The sequence below is a fragment of the Cryptosporangium sp. NPDC051539 genome, assembly GCF_044454545.1.
Classification (GTDB): Bacteria; Actinomycetota; Actinomycetes; order Mycobacteriales; family Cryptosporangiaceae; genus Cryptosporangium.
In genome coordinates this window covers 96467-118190 of the sequence record NZ_JBITDV010000007.1, presented here as the reverse complement: position 1 = coordinate 118190, position 21724 = coordinate 96467, and the positions used below count along the sequence as shown (strand labels likewise).

General features: G+C 71.2%; 25 protein-coding genes. 11 read left to right on the top strand and 14 right to left on the bottom strand.

The window, feature by feature from the left end; all coding sequences use genetic code 11:
- Positions 1-128: 128 nt before the first annotated feature.
- Both ACIBZJ_RS22485 and ACIBZJ_RS22480 read left to right on the top strand, forming a co-directional pair.
- Complete coding sequence (locus tag ACIBZJ_RS22485; RefSeq protein ID WP_395932546.1) at positions 129-2084, top strand: DEAD/DEAH box helicase; 1956 nt, start codon at positions 129-131, stop codon at positions 2082-2084.
- 10 nt (positions 2085-2094) lie between these two features.
- Positions 2095-2550: a hypothetical protein gene (locus tag ACIBZJ_RS22480; protein ID WP_395932544.1), complete on the top strand. Its 456-nt coding sequence runs from the start codon at positions 2095-2097 to the stop codon at positions 2548-2550.
- A gap of 12 nt (positions 2551-2562) precedes the next feature.
- On the opposite strand, the gene ACIBZJ_RS22475 is transcribed toward ACIBZJ_RS22480, so the two are convergent.
- Entirely contained in the window at positions 2563-3099 is a 537-nt protein-coding gene (locus ACIBZJ_RS22475; RefSeq protein ID WP_395932542.1) for a DUF2231 domain-containing protein, read from the bottom strand.
- 139 nt (positions 3100-3238) lie between these two features.
- On the opposite strand from ACIBZJ_RS22475, the gene ACIBZJ_RS22470 reads away from it, so the two are divergent.
- Positions 3239-4081, top strand: coding sequence for an alpha/beta fold hydrolase (locus ACIBZJ_RS22470; protein WP_395932540.1), 843 nt, complete (start codon positions 3239-3241; stop codon positions 4079-4081).
- Between the two features lie 32 nt (positions 4082-4113).
- Positions 4114-4974: an oxygenase MpaB family protein gene (locus ACIBZJ_RS22465; RefSeq protein ID WP_395932538.1), complete on the top strand. Its 861-nt coding sequence runs from the start codon at positions 4114-4116 to the stop codon at positions 4972-4974.
- Positions 4975-5296: 322 nt separating this feature from the next.
- On the opposite strand, the gene ACIBZJ_RS22460 is transcribed toward ACIBZJ_RS22465, so the two are convergent.
- The 7 genes from ACIBZJ_RS22460 to ACIBZJ_RS22430 form a co-directional block, all read right to left on the bottom strand.
- A complete protein-coding gene (locus ACIBZJ_RS22460) occupies positions 5297-6130 on the bottom strand; it encodes a RecB family exonuclease (protein ID WP_395933224.1) in 834 nt (277 codons plus the stop codon).
- A 56-nt stretch (positions 6131-6186) separates the two neighbouring features.
- The gene (locus ACIBZJ_RS22455) at positions 6187-7074 is read right to left on the bottom strand and encodes a PHP domain-containing protein (protein WP_395932536.1); all 888 of its coding nucleotides are present in this window, start codon (positions 7072-7074) and stop codon (positions 6187-6189) included.
- 91 nt (positions 7075-7165) lie between these two features.
- On the bottom strand, positions 7166-7885 hold the full coding sequence (locus ACIBZJ_RS22450; protein ID WP_395932534.1) for a PH domain-containing protein: 720 nt from the start codon (positions 7883-7885) through the stop codon (positions 7166-7168).
- 116 nt (positions 7886-8001) lie between these two features.
- The gene (locus tag ACIBZJ_RS22445) at positions 8002-8154 is read right to left on the bottom strand and encodes a hypothetical protein (RefSeq protein ID WP_169745130.1); all 153 of its coding nucleotides are present in this window, start codon (positions 8152-8154) and stop codon (positions 8002-8004) included.
- A gap of 86 nt (positions 8155-8240) precedes the next feature.
- Positions 8241-8903, bottom strand: a complete 663-nt coding sequence (locus ACIBZJ_RS22440) for a DUF6758 family protein (RefSeq protein ID WP_395932532.1) — start codon at positions 8901-8903, stop codon at positions 8241-8243.
- 56 nt (positions 8904-8959) lie between these two features.
- Positions 8960-9607 carry a TrmH family RNA methyltransferase gene (locus tag ACIBZJ_RS22435; RefSeq protein ID WP_395932530.1) on the bottom strand — a complete coding sequence of 216 codons (648 nt, stop codon included), beginning with the start codon at positions 9605-9607 and terminating at the stop codon, positions 8960-8962.
- 69 nt (positions 9608-9676) lie between these two features.
- Entirely contained in the window at positions 9677-10186 is a 510-nt protein-coding gene (locus ACIBZJ_RS22430) for a MaoC family dehydratase (RefSeq protein WP_395932528.1), read from the bottom strand.
- A gap of 87 nt (positions 10187-10273) precedes the next feature.
- On the opposite strand from ACIBZJ_RS22430, the gene ACIBZJ_RS22425 reads away from it, so the two are divergent.
- Positions 10274-10720: a hypothetical protein gene (locus ACIBZJ_RS22425; protein ID WP_395932526.1), complete on the top strand. Its 447-nt coding sequence runs from the start codon at positions 10274-10276 to the stop codon at positions 10718-10720.
- Positions 10717-11565, top strand: a complete 849-nt coding sequence (locus ACIBZJ_RS22420; protein ID WP_395932524.1) for an MFS transporter permease — start codon at positions 10717-10719, stop codon at positions 11563-11565. The genes ACIBZJ_RS22425 and ACIBZJ_RS22420 overlap by 4 nt, the downstream gene beginning before the upstream one ends.
- On the opposite strand, the gene ACIBZJ_RS22415 is transcribed toward ACIBZJ_RS22420, so the two are convergent.
- Together ACIBZJ_RS22415 and ACIBZJ_RS22410 are read right to left on the bottom strand one after the other, a co-directional pair.
- Entirely contained in the window at positions 11522-11932 is a 411-nt protein-coding gene (locus tag ACIBZJ_RS22415; RefSeq protein ID WP_395932522.1) for a thiol-disulfide oxidoreductase DCC family protein, read from the bottom strand. The genes ACIBZJ_RS22420 and ACIBZJ_RS22415 overlap by 44 nt on opposite strands.
- A gap of 47 nt (positions 11933-11979) precedes the next feature.
- Entirely contained in the window at positions 11980-13080 is a 1101-nt protein-coding gene (locus ACIBZJ_RS22410) for a DUF2332 domain-containing protein (RefSeq protein ID WP_395932520.1), read from the bottom strand.
- A 121-nt stretch (positions 13081-13201) separates the two neighbouring features.
- Between ACIBZJ_RS22410 and ACIBZJ_RS22405 the strand changes: the two genes are divergently transcribed.
- Positions 13202-14233: an Rv2578c family radical SAM protein gene (locus ACIBZJ_RS22405; RefSeq protein ID WP_395932518.1), complete on the top strand. Its 1032-nt coding sequence runs from the start codon at positions 13202-13204 to the stop codon at positions 14231-14233.
- Between the two features lie 205 nt (positions 14234-14438).
- Here the strand turns inward: ACIBZJ_RS22405 and ACIBZJ_RS22400 are convergent, their stop codons facing one another.
- Both ACIBZJ_RS22400 and ACIBZJ_RS22395 read right to left on the bottom strand, forming a co-directional pair.
- The gene (locus ACIBZJ_RS22400) at positions 14439-15641 is read right to left on the bottom strand and encodes an acyl-CoA dehydrogenase family protein (RefSeq protein ID WP_395932516.1); all 1203 of its coding nucleotides are present in this window, start codon (positions 15639-15641) and stop codon (positions 14439-14441) included.
- Positions 15642-15902: 261 nt separating this feature from the next.
- Positions 15903-16691, bottom strand: coding sequence for an SDR family NAD(P)-dependent oxidoreductase (locus ACIBZJ_RS22395; RefSeq protein ID WP_395932514.1), 789 nt, complete (start codon positions 16689-16691; stop codon positions 15903-15905).
- A gap of 108 nt (positions 16692-16799) precedes the next feature.
- On the opposite strand from ACIBZJ_RS22395, the gene ACIBZJ_RS22390 reads away from it, so the two are divergent.
- Positions 16800-17291, top strand: coding sequence for a DUF4190 domain-containing protein (locus tag ACIBZJ_RS22390; protein WP_395932512.1), 492 nt, complete (start codon positions 16800-16802; stop codon positions 17289-17291).
- 33 nt (positions 17292-17324) lie between these two features.
- On the opposite strand, the gene ACIBZJ_RS22385 is transcribed toward ACIBZJ_RS22390, so the two are convergent.
- Together ACIBZJ_RS22385 and ACIBZJ_RS22380 are read right to left on the bottom strand one after the other, a co-directional pair.
- Positions 17325-18284: an HpcH/HpaI aldolase/citrate lyase family protein gene (locus tag ACIBZJ_RS22385; RefSeq protein ID WP_395932510.1), complete on the bottom strand. Its 960-nt coding sequence runs from the start codon at positions 18282-18284 to the stop codon at positions 17325-17327.
- Between the two features lie 91 nt (positions 18285-18375).
- Positions 18376-19269, bottom strand: a complete 894-nt coding sequence (locus ACIBZJ_RS22380) for a DMT family transporter (RefSeq protein WP_395932508.1) — start codon at positions 19267-19269, stop codon at positions 18376-18378.
- 19 nt (positions 19270-19288) lie between these two features.
- Here ACIBZJ_RS22380 and ACIBZJ_RS22375 point away from each other — a divergent pair, with 19 nt between their 5' ends.
- The 3 genes from ACIBZJ_RS22375 (at position 19289) to ACIBZJ_RS22365 (ending at position 21711) form a co-directional block, all read left to right on the top strand.
- The gene (locus ACIBZJ_RS22375) at positions 19289-19789 is read left to right on the top strand and encodes a hypothetical protein (RefSeq protein WP_395932506.1); all 501 of its coding nucleotides are present in this window, start codon (positions 19289-19291) and stop codon (positions 19787-19789) included.
- Between the two features lie 80 nt (positions 19790-19869).
- Positions 19870-21120, top strand: a complete 1251-nt coding sequence (locus tag ACIBZJ_RS22370) for a magnesium transporter MgtE N-terminal domain-containing protein (protein ID WP_395932504.1) — start codon at positions 19870-19872, stop codon at positions 21118-21120.
- An 18-nt stretch (positions 21121-21138) separates the two neighbouring features.
- Positions 21139-21711: a DUF1003 domain-containing protein gene (locus ACIBZJ_RS22365; RefSeq protein ID WP_395932502.1), complete on the top strand. Its 573-nt coding sequence runs from the start codon at positions 21139-21141 to the stop codon at positions 21709-21711.
- Positions 21712-21724 lie beyond the last annotated feature (13 nt).

The window sequence follows — 21724 nt, the reverse complement described above, 5'->3', positions numbered from 1 at the left end:
TGGACCTTTGACGGTAGTACCAGCACAAACAGCAGTACTGAATATCGAGCGCGGACCCCAGTCCAGGGCGTCTCACCCTGAGCCCGCCGTCGCATCTGCGGCGCGCGTGTGGCTCATCGAGTGGCGCAATGCCTGTCACTACCGGGATCTACCAGGGCGTCTGCGCACTCGGAGAGAGGCGAAGACCCCTGAATACCGACAACAACACCCCGGACGCCGACAGCGCGTCCGCCCAGAACCTCGACCCGGTCGAGCTGGAGCACGCCACGACCGGCGCTCCGGACGTCGAAGCGGTCGAGGAACTGGCCGCGACCAAACCGGTCAGCGAGCAGAACCCGCTCTTCGCCGACCTCGGCGTCCGCGCGGAGACCGTCGAAGCGCTGGCCTCGGTCGGCATCACCCGTGCGTTCGCGATCCAGGAGCTGACGCTTCCGATCGCGCTGGCGGGCAACGACCTGATCGGCCAGGCCCGTACCGGCACCGGTAAGACACTGGGCTTCGGTGTCCCGCTGCTGCAGCGGATCGTGGCGCCCGGCGAGGGTGACCGGTCGGCGGGCGGCGCTCCGCAGGCGCTGGTCGTCGTCCCCACCCGCGAGCTGTGCGTCCAGGTCACCCGAGACATCGCCGCGGCCGGCAAGACGCGGGGCGTCCGTGTCCTCTCGGTGTACGGCGGACGTGCGTACGAACCGCAGATCGCGGCGCTGAAGAAGGGCGTCGAGGTCGTCGTGGGCACGCCGGGCCGGTTGCTCGACCTGGTCGAGCAACGTCACCTGCACCTCGGTGCGGTGTCGATCCTGGTGCTCGACGAGGCCGACGAGATGCTCGACCTGGGCTTCCTGCCCGACATCGAGCGGATCCTGGCCACGATCCCGTCCGCACGGCAGACGATGCTGTTCAGCGCGACGATGCCGGGCCCGATCGTGGCGCTGGCCCGCCACTTCATGCGGCAGCCGGTCCACATCCGGGCCGAGGAGCCGGACGCGGGCCGCACGGTCCCGACGACGGCCCAGCACATCTACCGCGCGCACTCGCTCGACAAGGCCGAGATGCTCGCGCGCATCCTGCAGGCTCGCGACCGTGGCCTCACCATGGTGTTCTGCCGCACGAAGCGCACCGCGCAGAAGGTCTCCGACGACCTCGAGGAGCGCGGCTTCGCGGCCGCGGCCGTGCACGGCGACCTCGGGCAGGGCGCCCGTGAGCAGGCCCTACGCGCGTTCCGGTCGGGCAAGGTCGACGTGCTGGTCGCCACCGACGTCGCCGCCCGCGGTATCGACGTCACCGGCGTCACCCACGTCATCAACTACCAGTGCCCGGAAGACGAGAAGACCTACCTGCACCGGATCGGCCGCACCGGGCGGGCCGGGGCCGACGGCGTCGCGGTCACGTTCGTCGATTGGGACGAGCTGACCCGCTGGACGATGATCAACACGGCCCTCGACCTGCCGTTCGCCGACCCGCCGGAGACGTACTCGACGTCCGAGCACCTGCACCAGGAGCTCGACATCCCCGACGACGCGACCGGGGTGCTGCCGCGCAAGGAGCGCACCAGGGCGGGCCTCGACGCCGAGGAGGTCGAAGACCTCGGTGAGACCGGCGGCAAGAAGGCCCGCCAGACGCGGGTCCGCCGTCGTGGCGGCAGCGACCTCGACCGCCGCCCGGCCGCCGAGGCCGACGGGGGCACCGACGAGGAGTTGCCCGCTCGTCGCCGCACCAAGGCGCGTCGCCGCACCCGTGGCGGTGAGCTGCTGAGCACCGCACCGGCACCGGAGGGCGCGGCCGAAACCCCGTCCGAGCCCGACGAGGCTCCCGTCGTCGAAGCCCCGAAGCGCGCCAGGCGCACCGCGGCCGCCGAGGCTCCGACTGCCCTGGGCGCGGTCGCCACGCTCGCGCCGCCGCTGTTCCGTACGCCCGACCCGGTCCCCGAGGCCGAGATCGCGGCTGAGGACGTCGATGCGGACGTCGACGACGCCGCTGAGGGCGACGCTCCGCGCCGCCGGCGTCGCCGCCGGGGTGGTGTGACCCGCACCCGCCGTACGGGCTCGGAGGCCGCCGACGCCCCCGCCGACGCGTCGGCCGCCGAGTAGGGATCCGACGATGACGCCGGGCGACCCGCGCCCCACCGGCCCCGTTCCCACTGGCCCCGTTCCCTACGGCGCCGCCCGGAACGGGGCGGCGCCCGTCAACGGTTCGCGATCCGGTGCCAACGGTGGGGCACCCAGCGGCTGGGCGTCGCCCGGTGGCACGGCCGGAGACGCCGCCTGGCGTCGCCCGGCCGGAGCGCCGATCGCGGTGCCGCCGCCACCGGCCACCGAACCCGCCTACGGCGGCCCGCCGCGGATGAACCGCCCGTCGGCGGCGGTCGGCTGGGGGCCCGTGATCTCATCCGGCCCGGTTCCGCGGGCCCTCCCCCACCAGGACCACGACGCGCTCGATCGCGACGACGCGCAGGCGCGCGCCGTCACGGTCGGCGTCGGCATCATGACGCTCGTGGTGCTGTTCCTGCTCCTGCTGATGATGGTCATCCGGGCCAGCGCGGCCGCGGGCGCGTAGTTGACCGACTGGTTAACCGACGCCCGACCAGACCATCCGGGCGCCGGTGTCCCCGGCCCGGACGACCGACACCGCGGCACCCACCGCGGTCGCCAGCAGTGCGAGCATCAGCACGATCGAGACGACCGTGAGCACGGTCGAGCCGCTGCTGTTCTGGCGTGGCTCGCCGACCATCGTCCACTGGTTGCGCTCGTCGTAACGCGGCTGCCCGGCGCGCCGGGAGTTGCGGGACCGCTCGACGAGCACCAGGACGACCGCCACGACGGCGAGCAGCACCGCCATGTTCCGGGTGTCTTTCCCGAACCCGCCGTGCTCATCGATCGCCGGTGTGCCGCCGAGGTACTTCGCGAACCGGTCGCCCGTCTCGTAGGCCACGACCGCCGCGCCGGCACCACCCAACGCGCTCAGTACGAGCACCCAGCCGACTTTCGGCCGCAGACGCGGCACGAGGACGTACGCGAACGAGGCCAGCACCGCGATCGGCACCAGCACGACCGCTGCATGCACTACCAGCGGGTGGGCCGGCAGGCCGAAAACCTTCTCGAACACCGTGACCTCCGATAACGGGGTTGCAGCCGTACCCTAGTGCGATCAGTGGTGCACACGTGAGCACAGGAGTCACTTGACGCCTCAGAAGCACTAGCCACACGGAGAACAGCGCCAACAGGTTCGCGGGCACACTGAATTCGTGACCCAGCTCGCCCCTCACCGCGCCGCGCGCCGCACTCTCGACGCCGCCGGCTTCCCGATCGCCGCCTGGGACGCCGCCCCCGTCGACGGCTCCCACCGCGCCACGGCGCTGTTCGTCCCCGGTTACACCGGCAGCAAGGAAGACTTCGCGCCGCTGTTCGACCCGCTGACCGCCGCCGGGTACCGGGTCGTGGCGATCGACCAGCCGGGCCAGTTCGAGTCACCCGGGCCCGACGACGCGGTCGGGTACTCGGTGCAGTGGCTGGGCGAGGTCGTCCGCACGGTCACCGCCGCCGTCGGCGACGGCCCCGTCCACCTGGTCGGCCATTCGTTCGGCGGCCTGGTCGGCCGGGCAGCGGTGCTCGCCGACCCGTCCGCGTTCCGCTCGCTGACGCTGCTCGGCTCCGGCCCGGACGCGATCGCCGGTGCCCGGCGCGAGCGGATGGAGCGCCTCGAGCCCCTCCTCCCGCTCGGCATGACCGCGATCTACGCGGCGATGGACCAGGCCGCCCGCCTCGACCCGGCCTGGCAGAGCCCGCCCGAGGACGTCCAGGCGTTCCTGCGGAAGCGGTTCGTCGCCTCGTCGGCGGCCGGGCTGGGAGGCATGGGTGACGCGCTGCGCACCGAGCCCGACCGCACCGCCGATCTGGCCGCGGCCGGCGTCCCCCTGCTGGTCTGCTACGGCGAGCACGACGACGCCTGGCTGCCGCCGGTGCAGTCGGACATGGCCCGCCGTCTCGGCGCACGCGAGGAGGTCATCCCGTCGGCCGCGCATTCCCCGGCGATCGAGAACACGGCGGCGACCGCAGTGGCACTTGATCGGTTCTGGGCGGCACACTGATCTGGAGGACCAATAGTCGGAGGTGAAACCAAATGGCGATCCCGGAGCTCGGCCTTTACGGGCCGGAGAGCGTCACCTGGCGGATCCATGCGGACCCGTCGTTCGCGATCGGCGGGTTGCGGGCCCTGCTGCTCCAGGCCCTGCACCCGGTCGCGATGGCCGGCGTCTCCGCGAACTCCGGTTACCGCGACGACCCGTGGGGGCGCCTGCAGCGCACGACCGAGTACGTCGCGGTCACCACGTTCGGCACCACGGACGCGGCCGAGGAACTCGCGAGCAAGGTCCGGCGGGTGCACCGGCGGTTGACCGCCGTCGATCCCGACAGCGGCGAGATCCACCCCGTCGACGACCCGTCTCTGTTGCTGTGGGTGCACTGCTGCGAGGTCGACTCGTTCCTGCACGCGGCCCGCCGTGGGGGTCTCCGCCTTTCCGATGCGGACGCCGACCGCTACGTCGCCGAGCAGGTCCGTCAGGCGCGGCTGATCGGTCTGGCCCCGGACGCGATCGCGGTGCCGCGCACGACCGCCGAACTGGCCGCGTACTTCGCCGAAGCCCGGCCGAAGCTCCGGGCGACCAGGCCGGCGTACGAGGGGCTCAAGCTGCTGAGCGCCCCGCCGATGCGCTGGTGGGTGCGCTGGGCGACCCCGGCGGCGCCCAGTTGGGGCGCGCTCGTCGCGATGTCGTTCGGTCTGCTGCCGGGCTGGGCCAAGCAGATGTACACGCACCTGCCGGTGGTGCCGGGCAGTGAGCTCACCGCCACAGCGAGCCTCCGTGCCCTGCGCACCGCCGTGCTGGCCCTGCCTGCCTCGGTGCGTGAGGGCCCTCATCTCAAGGAGGCCCGGGCCCGGGTGGCCGCCGTGCCCGTGAGGCGCCTGGACGCGCTACCAGCCTGACCCGCCGATGGCGCCCCGGTTTCCCGCGCGTTCCGGCCCCACCCCAGACCAGCCCCAGCCGGGCACTACCCGAGGCACCGCCCTCGCCGGCCTCGCCGCCGGCACAACCCAAGGGCACCGCCCTCGCGGTGCCGCCACCGGCACCACCTGAGCCAGGCACAACCCAGGGCATCACCCACCCCGCCCGGCGCCGCGCAGCCTGCCCACCCCGCCCGGCCGCCGCCGGCCGCGGCCCACCGGCCCCGCGCCGCCGCTCGGCCCCGGCCCGCCGCTCGGCCGCGGCCCCACCCCGGCCCCGGCGGTCAGGGGCCGGGGGCTTGGGTCAGGTGCTGGGTAGGGCTGCCCACGGCTCCTTGGGCGGCCCCGCGGCCTGACCCTCCGGGCAGTGCCGCCGGAAGTCACACCACGAGCACCGCATCCCGGGCTCCGGCGGAAACGCCTCATCTGCCGACGCGCCGCCCCGGAACCGCGCCTCCGCGTCGACCGCGTCCGCAGCGGTCTGCTCGGCCCGGCGCAGATGCCGCTCCAGCCGCTCCGGCGTGTGAACGTGGCTGTAGACCTCGCCCGCGCTCACGTGGTGCAGCTCGACCCGCTGGCACGGGCGCCGGAGCGTCTTCGCGGCCGCCAGCGCGTACAGGGCCAGCGCCTGGGACCCGGCCGCGTCCTGTTCGGACAACGCCGACCGCCCGGTCTTGTAGTCGACGACCACCGGCTCGCCGTCGCGATCGTCCAGCCGGTCGATGCGGCCGGAGACCACGAGCCGGTCGGTGCGCATCGCCACCGTGCGCTCGAGCCCGAACGGCTCGGCCGAGGGATCAACCGTGCGCAGATAGTCTTCCAGCCAGCCGACGGCCCGCTCCTTCACCGCGGCCTGCTGTTCGGCGTCGCGATAACCGTCGGAAATCCAGGCATCGGCCAGCAGTTTCCGGCTCGCCTCCGGCGTCCGCCGCTCTCTCGGCAGCAGCCACCACGCGCGCAGCGCGTTGTGAACGCTCGCGCCGAGCGCGTTGTGGGCCCAGGGCGCGCCCTTCGGGGGCGACGGGCGATCCACGTAGGACATCCGGTACCGGCGCGGGCACTCGGCGAACGCCGCCAGTTTGGACGGCGTGCAGGAGAAGAGCCGGGTAGGCATCCCGGCGAAGCCAAGCTGTTCCATCACCGCCCATCCTTCCACGCGGGTGCGACAACCCGGGGGTCAGTGGTGGGGCCGAGTCAGTGGTGGCGCAGGCGCAGCGGCCACTGATCGGGAGAACTGACCGGCGACGCGCCGGTGGCCCGGGAGACCAGTTCCTCGTAGACCTCCGGGCGAGTGGTGTGCTCACCCAGCCGGACGGTCTTGTTCGTCCCGTGGAAATCGCTCGACCCGAGCGGCAGCAGCCCCAGGTCCGCGGCCAGGACTGCCAGCGAAGCCCGCTCGTACGCGTCGTGATCGGGATGGTCGACCTCGACGCCGATCAACCCGGCGCCGGCGAGCTCGGTGAACACGTCGTCGTCGATCACCCGCCCGCGCTTGGACGCCTTGGGATGCGCGAGCACGGTGACGCCGCCGGCGCCGCTCACCAGTCGCAGCGCCTCCAGCACCTCGATGTCGCGCTTCGGGACGTGGTACCTGGCCCCGAGCCACTCCGAGCGGAACGCGTCCGGAACGTCGCGGACCACGCCCGCGGCGACCAGCGCCTGCGCGATGTGCGGACGCCCGACCGGCGCACCGTCGGCGATCGCCAGCACACCCGGCCAGGTGATCGGGGCTCCGTCGGCGACCAGCATCCCGACCATCTCCTCGGCCCTGCTCAGCCGGGACGCGCGCACCATCGCCCGCTCCGCCGCGAACGCCGGTTCGGCCGGGTCGAAGAGGTAGGCGAGCAGGTGCAGGCTGATCGGCCAGCCACTCTCGGGCGTCCAGAAACACGAGAGCTCGGCGCCGGGAACCAGCGTCAGGCCGGGTGGCAGCGCCTCGATCGCGGGGCGCCACCCTGCCGTCGTGTCGTGGTCGGTCAGCCCGATGACGTCGAGGCCCGCGACGACCGCGTCCAGGACGAGTTGCTCCGGCCGGACCGTCCCGTCACTCGCCGTCGAATGCGTGTGCAGATCGATACGCATGGACGGCGGGCCTCGCGAACTGGGGACAGACGGGTGACTTCGGGCACGGATGTGCCCTCACCTCACCCTAACCACGCCGCGCCCAACACCGTCAGTCGCCCTCGTCGCCGACCGCCAGCATCTCCTCGGGGTCGTACATGACCTGGCAGAACAGCAGGTAGAGCTCGTTCGGGTACGGCAGCGGGGCGATCTCGCGGAGCGCCTGCTCCTGGCCGGCGGACTCGAGCACGAACGTGCCGTAGTTGAGTACCCGGCCGAGCGGGCTCTGCTGGTACGCCATGTCGGTGACCCGGGCCAGCGGCATCATCGCGACCCGGCGGGTGACGATGCCCTCGATGAGCATGACCCGCTTGTCGGTGAGTACGAACTTGTCGAAGTACCAGTCGCCGATGCGGTAGGCGGCGGCGATCAGCAGTACCACCCACAGCAGCGTCACCGTGCCGATGACGTACGGGACGTTCTGCATCGCCCCGACGAGGTACCCCAGCAGCAGCGTGCCCACGGCCAGCGCGACGAGCCAGCGGATGACGTGGATCCAGTGGCGTCGCCATTCGCCGCAGTAGCGCTCGCTGTCGAACAGGTACTGCGCGACGTGGCGCGACGGCTCCAGAACCTGCCGGAACGGCTGGGGCGGAGGCGGCGGCCCGGGCGCGCTGCCCGGGGGTGGCGGCGGAGGCGGCGGGCGGCCGATGTCGTAGTCGTCGTCGCCGAAGCCACTGCCTCCTCCTCCGCCACTGCCGCCGGGCGGTGGTGGTGGCGGAGGGGCCGAGGACGGCGGATCCTCATCGGTCGGTACCGGGGTGATTCCCATCCGGGCAGGCGGAGGCTCGCTCCACGTCCGACGACCGAGATCGCGTTCCGGGCTCGGCCCAGGACTCGTCTCGTCTTCGGGCATCGCACACCTCCACGGGGGGACGGAAGTCGCTACTAGAACACGTTAGACACGAACGTCCCGAAACCGGTGGCGATGTCACGCAAGCCATCGCCGAGCGACCGCAGTAAATTCGCGGCGTCTCCCGGCTGGGTCACGATGTAGAAGATGAGAAAGGCGACCGCGATCCAACCAAGGGCCTTCTTCACTGCCGCCCTACCTCCCGCTCGACGACGAACGTCGTTTTACCATCGCGAGCAAGCAGGAGCGAACATGCGCAGGCCGTGTCGGCGCGTCAGCTGACTCCTTCCTCGGGCGGCCCCCATTGAAGGTACGGCGACAGCGCCCCGAAGGGCAACGGTCCTGGTAGCCCATCGCGACCATCTAGCAACACAAAGTGTTCTGCCAACACATAGCCGGCCTCCGCGGGCCACGCGACGGCCCACAACCACATGCCTCGCGCCTCGCCGACGTACGCGCAGCGGTCGCCCTCCGCTTCGATCGACCACAGTGGCGTCGGGTGGCCGGCGGCGACCACTTTGGCGTGCGCGTTGGTGTTCAGCAGTCCGTCGCAGAGCACCTCACCCGGGTCCAGTCCGGACAGGCCCGCGAACCGTGCCCCCAGTCCGACTCCCGGCTCCTCGGCGACCAGCACGACGTCGGCCACGCCGCCGAGAGGCGCCGGGCCGGTGCACGCCACCGCGGTGGCCACGATCGGACGCCGGTCGTCGCCGGCCCAGGCGAGCCCGGTGATCGTCCAGTCGGGCAGCATCGGCCACGGCAGCCAGACCGGCACGCCGGCGTCCACCCGGACCGCGTCCAGGACGTCCATGCCCAACTGGCGGGCGACGTGCAGCGGCGGGACGGAGCCGTGCACGGCGCAGCGCCAGTCACTGTGCATCAGGTCGGGGCCGCGGACCCCGAGCGCACAGCGTGGACAGCAGGGCGGTGTTGACACAGCGCAACGGTCCGCCTTGGGACCGCGTCCCGTCAAGACCTGACACGGTTGGACATTTAGTGCAAGTCTGTCGGGTCTTCCTCACCAGGCGTGGCGTACCGCCGGATCCAGGCGTGCATCGCGATGCCGGACGCCACCCCGGCGTTGATCGAGCGGGTGGACCCGAACTGCGCGATCGAGCACACCAGGTCGAGGCCGGCCCTGGCACTGTCCGACAGTCCCGGGCCCTCCTGCCCGAACAGCAGGACGCAGGCCCGCGGCAGTTCCACGGTCTCCAGCGGCACCGCGCCGGGCAGGTTGTCGATACCGATCACCGGAAGCTGGTCGCCGGACGCCCAGGCGAGCAGCTCATCGACGTCGACATGGTGACGGATATGTTGATAACGGTCGGTCACCATCGCACCGCGGCGGTTCCACCGCCGGCGCCCGACGATGTGCACCTCGCGCGCCAGGAACGCGTTGGCGGTCCGCACGACGGTCCCGATGTTGAAGTCGTGCTGCCAGTTCTCGATGGCGACGTGGAACGGATGCCGGACGCGGTCGAGATCGGCGACGATCGCGTCGCGCCGCCAGTACCGGTAGCGATCGACGACGTTCCGCCGGTCACCGGCGGCCAGCAGCTCGGCGTCGTACTTCGGGTCGTCCGGCCACGGGCCGTCCCACGGCCCCACCCCGACGGCGAGCTCGGGCTCCTCGTCATCCACCGCGTCAGTATTCAACGGCGATGGAGCCCGCTGAGGGCCGGGAGGCGCGCTCGCACGCCGGCGTCGTCCTCAGCGGGCCGCCCGGGGTGTCGGCCTTCCGGGCTGCTCGCCGCCGCGGGCGTCGCCGTAGGAACGCTTCGGAACCATCACCTTGCGACGGAAGACGCACACCACGGTGCCGTCTTGCTTGTAGCCCTTCGTCTCGACGTGGACCACGCCCCGGTCGTCCTTCGACTTCGAGGGGGTCTTGTCGAGCACCACGGTCTCGCCGTAGATCGTGTCGCCGTGGAACGTCGGCGCGATGTGCCGGAGCGACTCGACCTCGAGGTTCGCGATCGCCTTGCCGGAGACGTCGGCCACCGACATTCCGAGCAGCAGCGAGTAGACGTAGTTGCCCACGACGACGTTGCGCTTGAAGTCGGTCGTCTCCTCGGCGTAGTTCGCGTCGAGGTGCAGCGGGTGATGGTTCATCGTGATCAGGCAGAACAGGTGGTCGTCGTACTCGGTCACGGTCTTGCCCGGCCAGTGCTTGTAGACCGCGCCGACCTCGAACTCCTCGTAGTACCGCCCGAACTGCATGCGAATGCTCCTCTGCTACTCGCTGGTAGCCACGGATTCTGCCGGGGCCACCGGGGGCCTGCAGCGAGGAGTGTCACACTGCCCTCCGTGGAGCACACGGAGACGCTGAGACCGGCCGGGCGCCGGATTCGAATCGGTGCGGCACTACTCGGACTGCTCCTGCTGGTCCTCGGCACGCTGTTCGGACAGGACGACGATTTCCCGTTCGCGCCGTTCCGGATGTACTCGACCACCGACCGCCTGGACGCTCCGGTGAAGTCGCTCCGGGTGGAGGCCGTGACCGTCGACGGCAAGCGGATCGTGCTGACCGACTCCGACACGGGCCTGCGCCGGGCCGAGATCGAGGGCCAGCAGGAGCGGATCAAGGACGACCCGGCGTTGCTCGACGCGGTCGCGACCGCCTATCACACCCGCCACCCGGACCGGCCACGCCTGACCGAGGTGGACATCGTCGTGCGGCTGATCCAGCTGCGGGACGGGCGTCCGACCGGGGAGTGGGCGGACACCACCACCGTCCGCCGGGAGGTCGCGTGACCGCCTGGTTCTTCTCCCCCGTCGCCCTCGGCCGGATCGCGGTCCTGCGGACCGTGGCCTATCTCTTCGTTCCGGTGGACGTTTTCCTGATCACGCCGTGGGCACTGGCCCACCGGGACGTTCCCCCGGCGCTGTACCAGCCGCTGCGGGTCGCGCGGTTGCTGGAACTGCCCACGCCTACCCACGCGCTCGTCGTCGGGCTGTGCGTGGCGCTGGTGGCCTGCGCGCTGGCCGCCGCCACCGGCCGTGCCCCCCGCGTGCTCGGGACGCTCGTCGCGGTGCTGTACCTGGCCTGGATGCTCGTCGCGATGTCGTACGGCAAGGTCGACCACGACCGGGTCTCGTACCTCGTGCTGCTGGCGGTGCTGCCGACGGTCGGGCCGGCGCGCCGGGGCGACCGGACGCCCTCGGAGCGGGCGGGCTGGGCGATCAAGGCCACCGCGATCGCGGTCGTCTGCACGTACTTCCTCGCGTCGTGGGCGAAGTTCCGGTTCGGCGGCATCGACTGGCTCACCGGGGCGACGTACACCAAGGCCGTACTGCGCCGCGGGACGATCTTCTCGGACTGGACCGTGCACGTGCCGTACCTGCTCGTGCTCGCCCAGATCGGCACGATCGTGTTCGAGCTGGGCAGCCCGGTGCTGCTGTTCCTGCGCGGGCGCTGGCTCACGTACGGGGTGCTGTTCCTGTTCGGCTTCCACGCGATGGTCTACGCCGGCCTGACGATCGCGTTCTGGCCCCACCTGGTCGCGCTCGCGGCCCTGCTGCCGCTGGAGCGGATCGGGAATCCGCTCCAGCGGATCAGGGCAAGAGATCGCGTTCGGCCTGCGGAAGAGCACACGTAGCGGTGCCGCCGGGGAGCTTGTCGCGGTTGCGGGCGATCCAGCGGTAGACGGGCCAGGCCGCCGGGCGGACGGCACGCAGGCCCCACCCCAGCGGACGCCAGAACGAGCCCGCGTCGATCAGCAGCGCCGCGATCGCGTCCGGACCGGCGGCCCGCCGGTCCGGAGCCACCCACTGCACCGCGGTCTCGGCGTCCTCGACGGTCAGGCCGAGCGCGTCCAGATCCGTCCGCTGCCAGGCGACGACGTCCGCCGACGTCGGGATGCGCCGCTCGATGAACCGCGCACACGTCGAGCAGAACGCACAGTCGCCGTCGTACACGAAAGTCGCCACACCTCCAGTATCCCGCGGCCCGACCGGCCCGACCATCGAGTCCGGTCCGGCGCCGCGGGCTCGTGATCCGGACGGCTCGGGTCTCAGGCGGACCGGCTCCACCGGAACGGAAGACCGTGGGCGTCAGCGGTGCCCAGGAGGCGGCGTTCTCCGTGGGGCCAGAGCGTCAGCCAGGCGGCGAACCGGGGGCGTCCGTGCTCGTCCGTCTCCGGCTCGAAGCCCAGACGCGCCAGCGGGGCGTCACCGCCGGCGTGCTCCCCCACGTCCGCCAGCAACGAACCGATCGCTTCCCAGGCGTCTGGATCGACATAGCCCTTGACGACCGAGTGCCACACGACGGTCAGCGTTCCGCTCGACGTCTCGGAGAGGCGGTCGGCGAGCCAGGCGGCCGTGTCGGAGACGCGCTCGACCGGCGCGGGAACACGCTCGGCGACCACGAACGCCGACCGCAACCGGGCCAGCCGATCGACCTGATCGGCCCAGACGAGCGACTCCAGGTGACGCCGGTCGGCGGGCGACGCCGGATCGAGCGGAGCCGGATCACAACCCCGCCGCTCCACGACCCGCACCCGGGCGCCCAGCGGCACCGGTGGCTCGCCCTCCCACGGCTGGTCGAGCACCACCGGACTGTCCGGGTCACCGAAGACGCCGGTGGACGTCCGGTAGCCGTAGCGATCGGCCCGCAGGTTCAAACCGGCGGACGCGCCGATCTCGAGCAGCCGGATCGGCAGACCGGTCCGGTGGGCCAGCGTCAGCAGACCGGCGTAGAGGACCGCCGCGCGACCGGTCTCGTTCGTCTGGACCGAGGCCTCCATCGCGGTCGCGATCTCGCCGGTCCGCTCGGCCAGCACGCTCCGGACGACCGGCCAGGTCTGCTCCGGCGCCCCGGCACCGCCGACGCTCGGGTAGAGCGGCGCGAGCTCGGGCAGCGCACCGTCGAGCACCAGACGGTGGACCGCGCCGAGCAGACGCAGGCCGGGTGACGCGGTCAGCCGGTCGGCGTACGGGGCCAGCAGCGCCGCGACCGGGCCACCTTCCTCGACGTCCACCGCCGCGTGTTCGAGCAGCGCGCGGTAGAGCGGCGAGCGGTCGCCGCAAGCCGCCGCCTGCCAGCGCAGAGAGGCGGGCAGATCACCGTTCGGCGGAAACGGCGGAAGGTCGACGGAGGGAGACGGAGCGGTCATGACGGGCCTCCAAAGTCGGCTGACAAAACAGACTTCCGACACAGCCGTATGCTGCTGGCGCTCGAACGCATGTTCGAATACGGTGGTCTCCAACGGGGCGACGATCAGAACGGGAGAGGCGATGCGCTGGGACCACATGCGGTTGCTGCCGAGCGATGGGGAACCGGCTTCGAGCCCGCTCCCGCTGCCGCTCGAAGGCGCCGGCGTCCGGGTCCGCACGTTCGACACTCCCGAGTTCCGCGGGGTGACCTTCTACGAGATCCGGGCGAAGTCGATTCTCAACCGGGTGCCGGGCTCGTCGCCGGTGCCGTTCCGCTGGACGGTGAATCCTTACCGCGGTTGTACGCACGCGTGCACCTATTGTTTCGCCAGAAATACCCATACTTATCTGGACATGGATTCGGGCCACGACTTCGATTCGCGCATCGTCGTCAAGGTCAACGCCGGTGAGCTGCTGCGTCGCGAACTGGCCGCGCGGTCGTGGGCGGGCGAGCACATCGCGATGGGTACGAACACCGATCCCTACCAGCGGGCCGAGGGGCGCTACGGGCTGATGCGCGAGGTGCTCACCGCGCTCCGCGACCACGCGAACCCTTTCTCGATCCTGACTAAGGGCACGCTCGTGCTGCGCGACCTCGACCTGCTGACCGAGTCGGCCCGCGTCACCGACGTGCGGGTGAACGTCTCGGTGGGGTTCGTCGACGCGGCGCTCTGGCGTCAGGTCGAGCCGGGTACCCCGAACCCACGAGCGCGGCTCGGCGTCTGCCGGGCGATGACCGACGCCGGCATCGAGTGCGGCGTCCTGATGGCACCGGTGCTGCCTTTTCTCACCGACACCGACGAGCACCTCGAGGCAGGAGTGGCGGCGATCGCCGAAGCCGGGGCCGTCGCGGTCACGCCGCTGACGCTGCACCTGCGTCCGGGGGCCCGGGAGTGGTTCTACGGATGGCTCCGCGGGGCCCGGCCCGATCTCGTGCCCAAGTACCACCGGTTGTATCGCGAGTCGGCCTATGCGCCGGCCGAGTACACGAAGGAGCTCACCGCGCGGGTGCGGAAGCTCGCCGACTCGTACGGGATCGGGAACCGCACGCCCGGGAACGCACGCGCGATCGAGGAGGCCGCGCCGGCGGCACAGCAGCTCACGCTGCTGTAGCCCACAGACGTCCGGGCCCGGCCTGGGGACCGGTCCGGACACCGTAAGACCCCGTGATCCGGCGGCGCGCTGTTCTGCGGCGGTGCGCTCGCCGGGCGCGGGGGCAGTGCACCGCGCCCGGCCCGCGTACGGGGTCCGGGTCTGCGCAGGCGGGCGGGGTGCACCGGCGGCCCGGGCGCGGCATCCCCACGCCCGGGCCTCTGCTTCAGCCCTTGATCCCGTACTCACGGAGCAGGCCACGGCTGATGATCGTCTTCTGGATCTCGGACGTGCCCTCGCCGATGAGCAGGAACGGCGCCTCGCGCATGAGCCGCTCGATCTCGTACTCCTTGGAGTAGCCGTAGCCACCGTGGATGCGGAACGACTCCTGCGTGACCTCGGCGCAGTACTCGCTGGCCAGCAGTTTGGCCATGCCGGCCTCGACGTCGTTGCGCAGGCCGGCGTCCTTCAGCCGGGCGGCGTTCACGGTCAGGGCGTGCGCCGCCTCGATTTTCGTCGCCATCTCGGCCAGCTTGAACGCGATCGCCTGGTGGTCGACGATCGCCTTGCCGAACGTCCGGCGCTGCTGGGCGTACGCGACACCCAGTTCGAACGCCCGGATCGCGATGCCACAGGCCCTGGCCGCGACGTTCACGCGGCCGACCTCGATGCCGTCCATCATCTGGTAGAAGCCGCGGCCGGCCTTGTCGGGACCGCCGAGGATCGACGTCGCCGGAATGCGGGCGTCGTCGAAGATGAGCTCGGTCGTCTCGACGCCCTTGTAGCCCATCTTCTCGATCTTCTTCGGGATCGTGACGCCCGGCGCCGTCTCGCCGAAGCCCGGCTCCTTCTCGACCAGGAACGTCGTCATGTTCCGGTAGACCGACTCCTCGCCCTGGTCGGTCTTGACCAGCGTGGCGACGACCGACGACTGCGCACCGTTGGTCAGCCACATCTTCTGGCCGGTGATGAGGTAGTCGTCGCCGTCCTTCTTGGCGCGGGTGGAGATGGCGGAGACGTCCGAGCCGAGCGCCGGCTCCGACATCGAGAACGCGCCGCGGACGTCGCCGGTGGCCATCTTCGGGAGCAACCGCTGCTTCTGCTCGTCGGAGCCGTGCTGGCGCAGCAGGTAGGCGACGATGAAGTGGGTGTTGATGATGCCCGAGACGCTCATCCAGCCCCGGGCGATCTCCTCGACGACCAGTGCGTACGTGAGCAGCGACTCGCCGAGACCGCCGTACTCCTCCGGGATCATGAGCCCGAACAGACCCATCTCCTTCATCCCGTCGACGATTTCGGTCGGGTACTCGTCCGCGTGCTCGAGCGCCTGGGCGTGCGGGATGATCTCTTTGTCGACGAAGGTCCGGACCGTCGCGAGGATGTCGGTCTGGATTTCGGTCAACCCGTGGGTCTGCGCGAGACGGGCCACAGGGCGCTCCCTCCGTCAGCGGACAGCCGGCGACCGGGTCGCGCCAGCCGATTGTTACCGCCGAGTATCGCCCACCGAACCGATCAAGCCCGCTGTGAAGCCCCTAACAGCCCCCCCGCCGTACGCCCGAACGCTATTGCTTGAAACCTGGAGCCCGCCGAGGGCGACGCTGACATCCGCGCCACCCGACGCCGCGTATTGGTCATACTCAAGTCGGGTGGCGCGGCTGTCAGCGTCGTTCTCGGCGGGCCGCTACCCCCGCTACCCCCTGGACTCCAGGGTGGAGTTGCCGCCGTCCACCACCAGCATCTGGCCGGTGACGTAGGAGGCGGCCGGGGTCGTCAGGAACGAGACGGTCGCCGCCACCTCGTCCGGCGAGCCGGGGCGACCCAGCGGCGTCAACCGGCCGTAGTGCAACTCGCTCACCGTCGACGACCCGGTGTGGATCCAGCCCGGCGCCACCGCGTTGACGGTCACACCGTCGGCCACCACCTCCATCGCCAGCGCCCGGGTCAGGCCGACCATGCCGGCCTTGGCCGCCGCGTACCCCGCCTCGGCGGGCATCGCGTTGACCGGCCCGGTCGTCGAGGCGATGTTCACGATGCGGCCCCAGCCGCGCTCGGTCATCCCGCCGACGAACGCCCGGCTGGTGTTGAACGCGCTGGTCAGGTTGCGGTCGATCTCGGTACGCCAGTCGTCGTCGCTCAGCTGGCTCACCGGCCGCAGCACCTCGGGGCTCGCGACGCTGGCCATGCCGGCGTTGTTCACCAGCACCTCCACGTCACCGAGCGCGTCGCGGACGGCGTCCGCGAACGCTTCGACCTCGGCCGGGTCGACGAGGTCGACCACGAACCCGGCGGCGCCGAGTTCGGCGGCGCGCTCGTGGATCCGGCGGGTCGTCGACACGATGCCCACCTGGGCGCCGAGCGCGATCAGGCGGCGCGCGATCGCGTAACCGATGCCGTCCGGGCTGCCCGCGCCGGTGACGAGCGCGACCCTGCCGTCGAGGCGGTCGGTGGGGTTAACCGTCGGGGCGGCGTGCTCACTCATGCGGTGATTGTGTCGTACGTGATTCCGACGGCGACGCCCCGCCCGAGGTGGACGTGCATCCGCGAATACCCTGGACCGAGCCCGCCGCCACTGGAACAGGACCCGCCCATGACCTACAGTCCGCCGCCGGACGAGTCCAACCCGTGGGCGAAGCCGACCTCGGGGTTCCCCGACCCCACATCCGGCTACCCGGCGCCGACCTCGGGTTATCCGGATCCGACCTCGGGCTACGGGGCGACGCCGGCCCCGTACCACCCGAACGCCGGGTATCAGCAGCAGCCCGGGGCGTGGGGCGCGCCGGCGCCGGTGTACCCGGCCTACGGCTACCGGCCGCCGCGCAAGCAGAACGGCAAGGCGCTCGCCGCGATGATCGTCTCGATCGTGTCGATCGTCTCGTGCGGCGGCCTGACCGGCATCGTCGGCGCCCTGCTCGGTCACTCCGCCAAGAAGGAGATCCGGCAGACCGGAGAAGACGGCGAGGGCTTCGCGACCGCGGGCATCGTCGTCGGCTGGATCGGATTCGGTATCGCGATGGCGTACATCACCGTCGTGATCGTCGTGATCGTCGTCGGCTTCTTTTCCGCGTCGACCAGTCCGTGACCGGGGCCCGGCTTCCCGCCGGGCCCCCGCGAGTCACTCCGGCGGCGTGAACGCGGACGTCCGCGACATCCCCGCCGCGCGCCCCTTACCGGCCACGACCAGGGCCATCTTGCGGCTGGCCTCGTCGATCATCTCGTCGCCGAGCATCGCCGAGCCCTTCTTCCCGCCCGCTTCGGACGTGGCGTAGTCGTACGCGTCGAGGATCAGCTCGGCGTGGTCGTAATCTTCCTGGCTGGGCGCGAAGATCTCGTTCGCCGCGTCGATCTGCCCCGGATGCAGCACCCACTTGCCGTCGAACCCGAGCATCGCGGCCCGCTTCGCGACCTCGCGGAACGCGTCCACGTCGCGCACCTGCAGGAACGGACCGTCGATGGCCTGCTTGTCGTAGGCCCGGGCGGCCATCAGGATCTTCATCAGGATGTAGTGGAACGGGTCGCCGGGGTAATCCGGGTGCAGCGCACCCACCACCAGCGACTTCATGTTGATGCTGGCCATGAAGTCGGCCGGCCCGAAGATGATCGTCTCGACCCGGGGCGACGCCTGCGCGATCGCGTCGACCTCGATCAGGCCTTTCGCGTTCTCGATCTGGGCCTCGATGCCGATCCGGCCGACCTCGAAGCCCATCGTCTTCTCGATCTGGGTCAGCGTCATGTCCAGCCACTGCACCTGAGCGGCGTTCTGGACCTTCGGCAGCATGATGCAGTCGAGGTTGGGGCCGGCGCCCTCGACGACCTCGACGACGTCCCGGTAGGTCCAGTGCGTGGTGAGGTCGTTGACCCGCACGACCCGGATCTTGTCGCCCCAGCCACCCTCGTTCAGCGCCGCGACGATGTTCTTCCGCGCCTCCGGCTTCGCCAGCGGCGCGCACGCGTCCTCGAGGTCGAGGAATACCTGGTCAGCGGGGAGGCCCTTGGCCTTCTCCAGGAACCGCGGGTTCGAGCCCGGCACCGCCAGGCTGGAGCGGCGCGGCCGCAGGGTTCGAGGCTCAGACATGGGTGCACTCCTCACGGTGGGCCAACTGACCAGTAACTTACCGACGGCGACGCCCCGCTTCGCGGGTGCGGAACCGGTTCAGACTGTGACCTCAAACATCTATTTCGACGTGACCGGGCTGGGCGTTCCGGCCCGCGAACACGACCAGTGCCAGGCCCGCGAGCAGCACGACCATGCCGGGCCAGGCCAGTGCGGGCGGGGCTTGGCCGAGGAAGATCCAGGCGAGCAGCGCCGCACCCGGCACCTCGAACAGGATCGCGACGCTGACCGTGGTCGCCGACAGCGACGCCAGCACCCGGTTGATCAGCGAGTGCCCGAGGAACTGCGGGCCGAGCGTCAGCGCGGCCAGCAGCAGCCAGGAGTGTGCCGGGTATCCGCCGAGGTCAGCGCCGGACACCAGGCAGACGACCAGCAGCACCAGCGCGCAGACCCCGTAGCAGAACGTCGTGTACGTGGTCGTGCTGGTCGTGGCCCGTACCCGGGAGCCGACGGTCACGTACGCGGCCATCAGCACGGCACCGATGACCGCGAGCGCGTCGCCGGCCAGCGCCCGCCCCGACACCGAGACGTCGGCGCCGGTCATCGCCGTCGCGCCGACGACCGCGAGCAGCACACCGACCCAGAATCGCCGCACGAAACGCTGACCGCCGATCGCGGCGATGATCGCGGCCCAGATCGGCTGCGTGCACACCAGCGCGGTCGACGTCGCGACGCTGGTCATCGTCACGCTCGGGATCCAGAAGCCGAAGTGACCGGCGAGCAGTGCGCCGGCCAGGAGGCAGGCGCCGAGCGTCCGGCGGTCGGGACGCTCGTCCTTCTGACGCCAGAGCCGGACCGTGGTGATCGGCGTCAGGACGATCGCGGCCAGTCCCAGACGCCAGAACGCGATCGCGAGCGGGGGCGCCACGATCGCCGCGATCATCGGCCCCGACGTGGCCACCGCGGCCACCGCGACTCCGAGCATCACCCAGGTGGCACGACTCACGGCTGTCAGACTTCCACCCATGGCGCACCCACTCGTCGGCGAGGCGATGAAGAAGGCGGCCGTCGGCTGGCTCGCGATCGGCGACGGCCCGGCGACCGCCGCGTGGCTGACCTGGATCGACGACGCCGCCTACGTCGTGCACGGCGGGCCCGAACAGCCGGTGCCGGGCCTGGCCGAGGCGGACGCCTGCCGGGTGAGCGTCCGGGGTGAGCACGGCGGACGGATCCTGACCTGGCGGGCCACGGTCGAGCGGGTCGGGCCCGGCACCGAGGCCTGGGACCAGGTCGCACCGCAGCTCGCGGCCAAACGGCTCAACGCGACCGACCCGGTCGGGGCGCCGTCGCGCTGGGCCACGGACGCACGGATCAGCCGGCTCGTACCCGTGGGCGACCCGGTGGAGGCCGGCGACTCGCTGCCGACCGGCTCCGGTGCCGCCCCGCCCCGCGAGACCTCGGCCGTGACCCCGACGCCGGTCCCGCGGACATTCCACCGCCGCCGACGCGACACGACGGGCGCGTAAGCTGCGCCAGTGAACTCTTTTCAACCTCACATATTTCCTCAGCGGAACGTCGTCCGCTGGGGTCGGTCGAAAAGAATTCAGTGACCACCGGCACGCGGATCTACCTGGCTCGCCTGGCCGGCGTCGCGGTTTTCGACCCGAGCGGTGACCAGCTGGGCCGGGTTCGGGACGCGGTGGTCCGCCCCCGGGCCGAGATCACCCGCCCGCCGCGCGTCACCGGCCTGGTGGTCGAGATCGTCCACCGGCGTCGGATCTTCGTCCCGCTCGGCCGGGTGACCGCGTTCGATCCGGACGCCGTGATGCTGAACACCGGCACGATCAGCCTGCGCCGCTTCGAGCAGCGCACCGGCGAGCTGATGGCGCTCGGCGACATGCTCGACCGGCAGGTGACGCTCGCCGCCCAGTCGCCGGTCAAGGCCGTCGTCGTCGACGTGGCCATGGAGCGCTCCCGCACCGGGGAGTGGGAGCTGGTCAAGGTCGCCGCCCGCGAACAGCTCCAGGGCGTCCTGGGCAAGCGTCGCGGGCACCTGCGCCAGGTCGACTGGGGCGAGGTCGACGGCGTGATCAGCACCCAGGACCGGCAGGGCGCCGCGAACCTGCTGGCGGTGTTCGACCAGCTCCGCGCGGCCGACCTGGCCAACGTCCTGCAAGGTCTGTCGGACAAGCGGCGGGTCGAGGTCGCGGCTGCGCTCGGCGACGACCGGCTGGCCGACGTCATGGAAGAGCTCCCCGAAGACGACCAGATCGAGATCCTGAAGTCGCTGGAGGCCGAGCGCGCCGCGCACGTCCTGGAGGAGATGAACCCGGACGACGCGGCCGACCTGCTCGGCGAGCTGCCCGAAACCGAGCAGGAACGGCTGCTCGCGATGATGGAGCCGTCCGAGGCCGCACCGGTGCGGCGGTTGCTCGACTACACCGAAGACACCGCGGGCGGCATGATGACGTCCGAGCCGGTGATCATGCCGCCGGACGCCACGGTCGCCCACGCGCTGGCCCGGGTGCGCGATCCCGACCTGACCCCGGCGCTGGCGTCCCAGGTCTACGTGTGCCGTCCGCCGTCCGCGACGCCGACCGGGCGATTCCTCGGTATCGCGCACCTGCAGCGGCTGCTCCGCGAGGAGCCTGGCACGCTGGTGAGTGCGGTCGTCGACGCGAACCTCGATCCGCTCGACGCCGACGCGACGCTCGCCCAGGTCGCGCACTACCTGGCGGCCTACAACCTGGTCGCGGTTCCGGTGGTGGACGAGAACGACCGGCTGCTCGGTGCCGTGACCGTGGACGACGTCCTCGACCACCTGCTGCCGGAGGACTGGCGCGACCGGGACGGCTAGAGAAAGCGGAGGAGGCACATGTCGGACGCCACGCGGTCTCGGAGCCGGCTGGATCAGCCTCGCGAGCATCGTCGACGACTTCCACGAATGGACGCCGACGCGTTCGGACGCCTGTCGGAGCGGGTCGCTCAGTTCCTCGGAACCGGCAATTTCATCATCATCCAGACATGCATCGTCATCATCTGGGTGCTCATCAACATCTTCGCCGTGCAACTGCGCTGGGATCCGTACCCGTTCATCCTGCTCAACCTCGCGTTCTCGACGCAGTCCGCGTACGCGGCACCGCTGATCCTGCTGGCCCAGAACCGGCAGGCCGACCGAGACCGGATCTCGCTCGAGGAAGACCGGCAGCGGGCGCTGGCGTCGAAGGCCGACACCGAGTACCTGGCCCGGGAGCTGGCAGCGTTGCGGCTGGCACTGAACGAGGTCGCGACCCGCGAGTACCTCCGGACGGAGCTCGGACGGATCGTCGACGAGCTGAAGGACGGGCCGGACACCGAGCTGGGACGCCCCTCCGGCGCCGATCGGCGATCGGCACCCGCGGAGAACCGCCGGGACGCCGATGGTCGCCGGGCCAAGCTCACCCGCTGACCGCCCGGACGGC

Excerpts from the sequence above, each read along its gene's own strand:
- ACIBZJ_RS22415 (WP_395932522.1), bottom strand. The coding sequence starts at position 11,932 with ATGGTCGGGCCGGTCGGGCCGCGGGATACTGGAGGTGTGGCGACTTTC.
- ACIBZJ_RS22485 (WP_395932546.1), top strand. The coding sequence starts at position 129 with ATGCCTGTCACTACCGGGATCTACCAGGGCGTCTGCGCACTCGGAGAG.
- ACIBZJ_RS22385 (WP_395932510.1), bottom strand. The coding sequence starts at position 18,284 with ATGTCTGAGCCTCGAACCCTGCGGCCGCGCCGCTCCAGCCTGGCGGTG.
- ACIBZJ_RS22375 (WP_395932506.1), top strand. The coding sequence starts at position 19,289 with ATGGCGCACCCACTCGTCGGCGAGGCGATGAAGAAGGCGGCCGTCGGC.
- ACIBZJ_RS22480 (WP_395932544.1), top strand. The coding sequence starts at position 2,095 with ATGACGCCGGGCGACCCGCGCCCCACCGGCCCCGTTCCCACTGGCCCC.
- ACIBZJ_RS22390 (WP_395932512.1), top strand. The coding sequence starts at position 16,800 with ATGACCTACAGTCCGCCGCCGGACGAGTCCAACCCGTGGGCGAAGCCG.
- ACIBZJ_RS22465 (WP_395932538.1), top strand. The coding sequence starts at position 4,114 with ATGGCGATCCCGGAGCTCGGCCTTTACGGGCCGGAGAGCGTCACCTGG.
- ACIBZJ_RS22455 (WP_395932536.1), bottom strand. The coding sequence starts at position 7,074 with ATGCGTATCGATCTGCACACGCATTCGACGGCGAGTGACGGGACGGTC.
- ACIBZJ_RS22405 (WP_395932518.1), top strand. The coding sequence starts at position 13,202 with ATGCGCTGGGACCACATGCGGTTGCTGCCGAGCGATGGGGAACCGGCT.
- ACIBZJ_RS22460 (WP_395933224.1), bottom strand. The coding sequence starts at position 6,130 with ATGGAACAGCTTGGCTTCGCCGGGATGCCTACCCGGCTCTTCTCCTGC.
- ACIBZJ_RS22395 (WP_395932514.1), bottom strand. The coding sequence starts at position 16,691 with ATGAGTGAGCACGCCGCCCCGACGGTTAACCCCACCGACCGCCTCGAC.
- ACIBZJ_RS22430 (WP_395932528.1), bottom strand. The coding sequence starts at position 10,186 with ATGCAGTTCGGGCGGTACTACGAGGAGTTCGAGGTCGGCGCGGTCTAC.
- ACIBZJ_RS22365 (WP_395932502.1), top strand. The coding sequence starts at position 21,139 with ATGTCGGACGCCACGCGGTCTCGGAGCCGGCTGGATCAGCCTCGCGAG.
- ACIBZJ_RS22450 (WP_395932534.1), bottom strand. The coding sequence starts at position 7,885 with ATGGGAATCACCCCGGTACCGACCGATGAGGATCCGCCGTCCTCGGCC.
- ACIBZJ_RS22410 (WP_395932520.1), bottom strand. The coding sequence starts at position 13,080 with ATGACCGCTCCGTCTCCCTCCGTCGACCTTCCGCCGTTTCCGCCGAAC.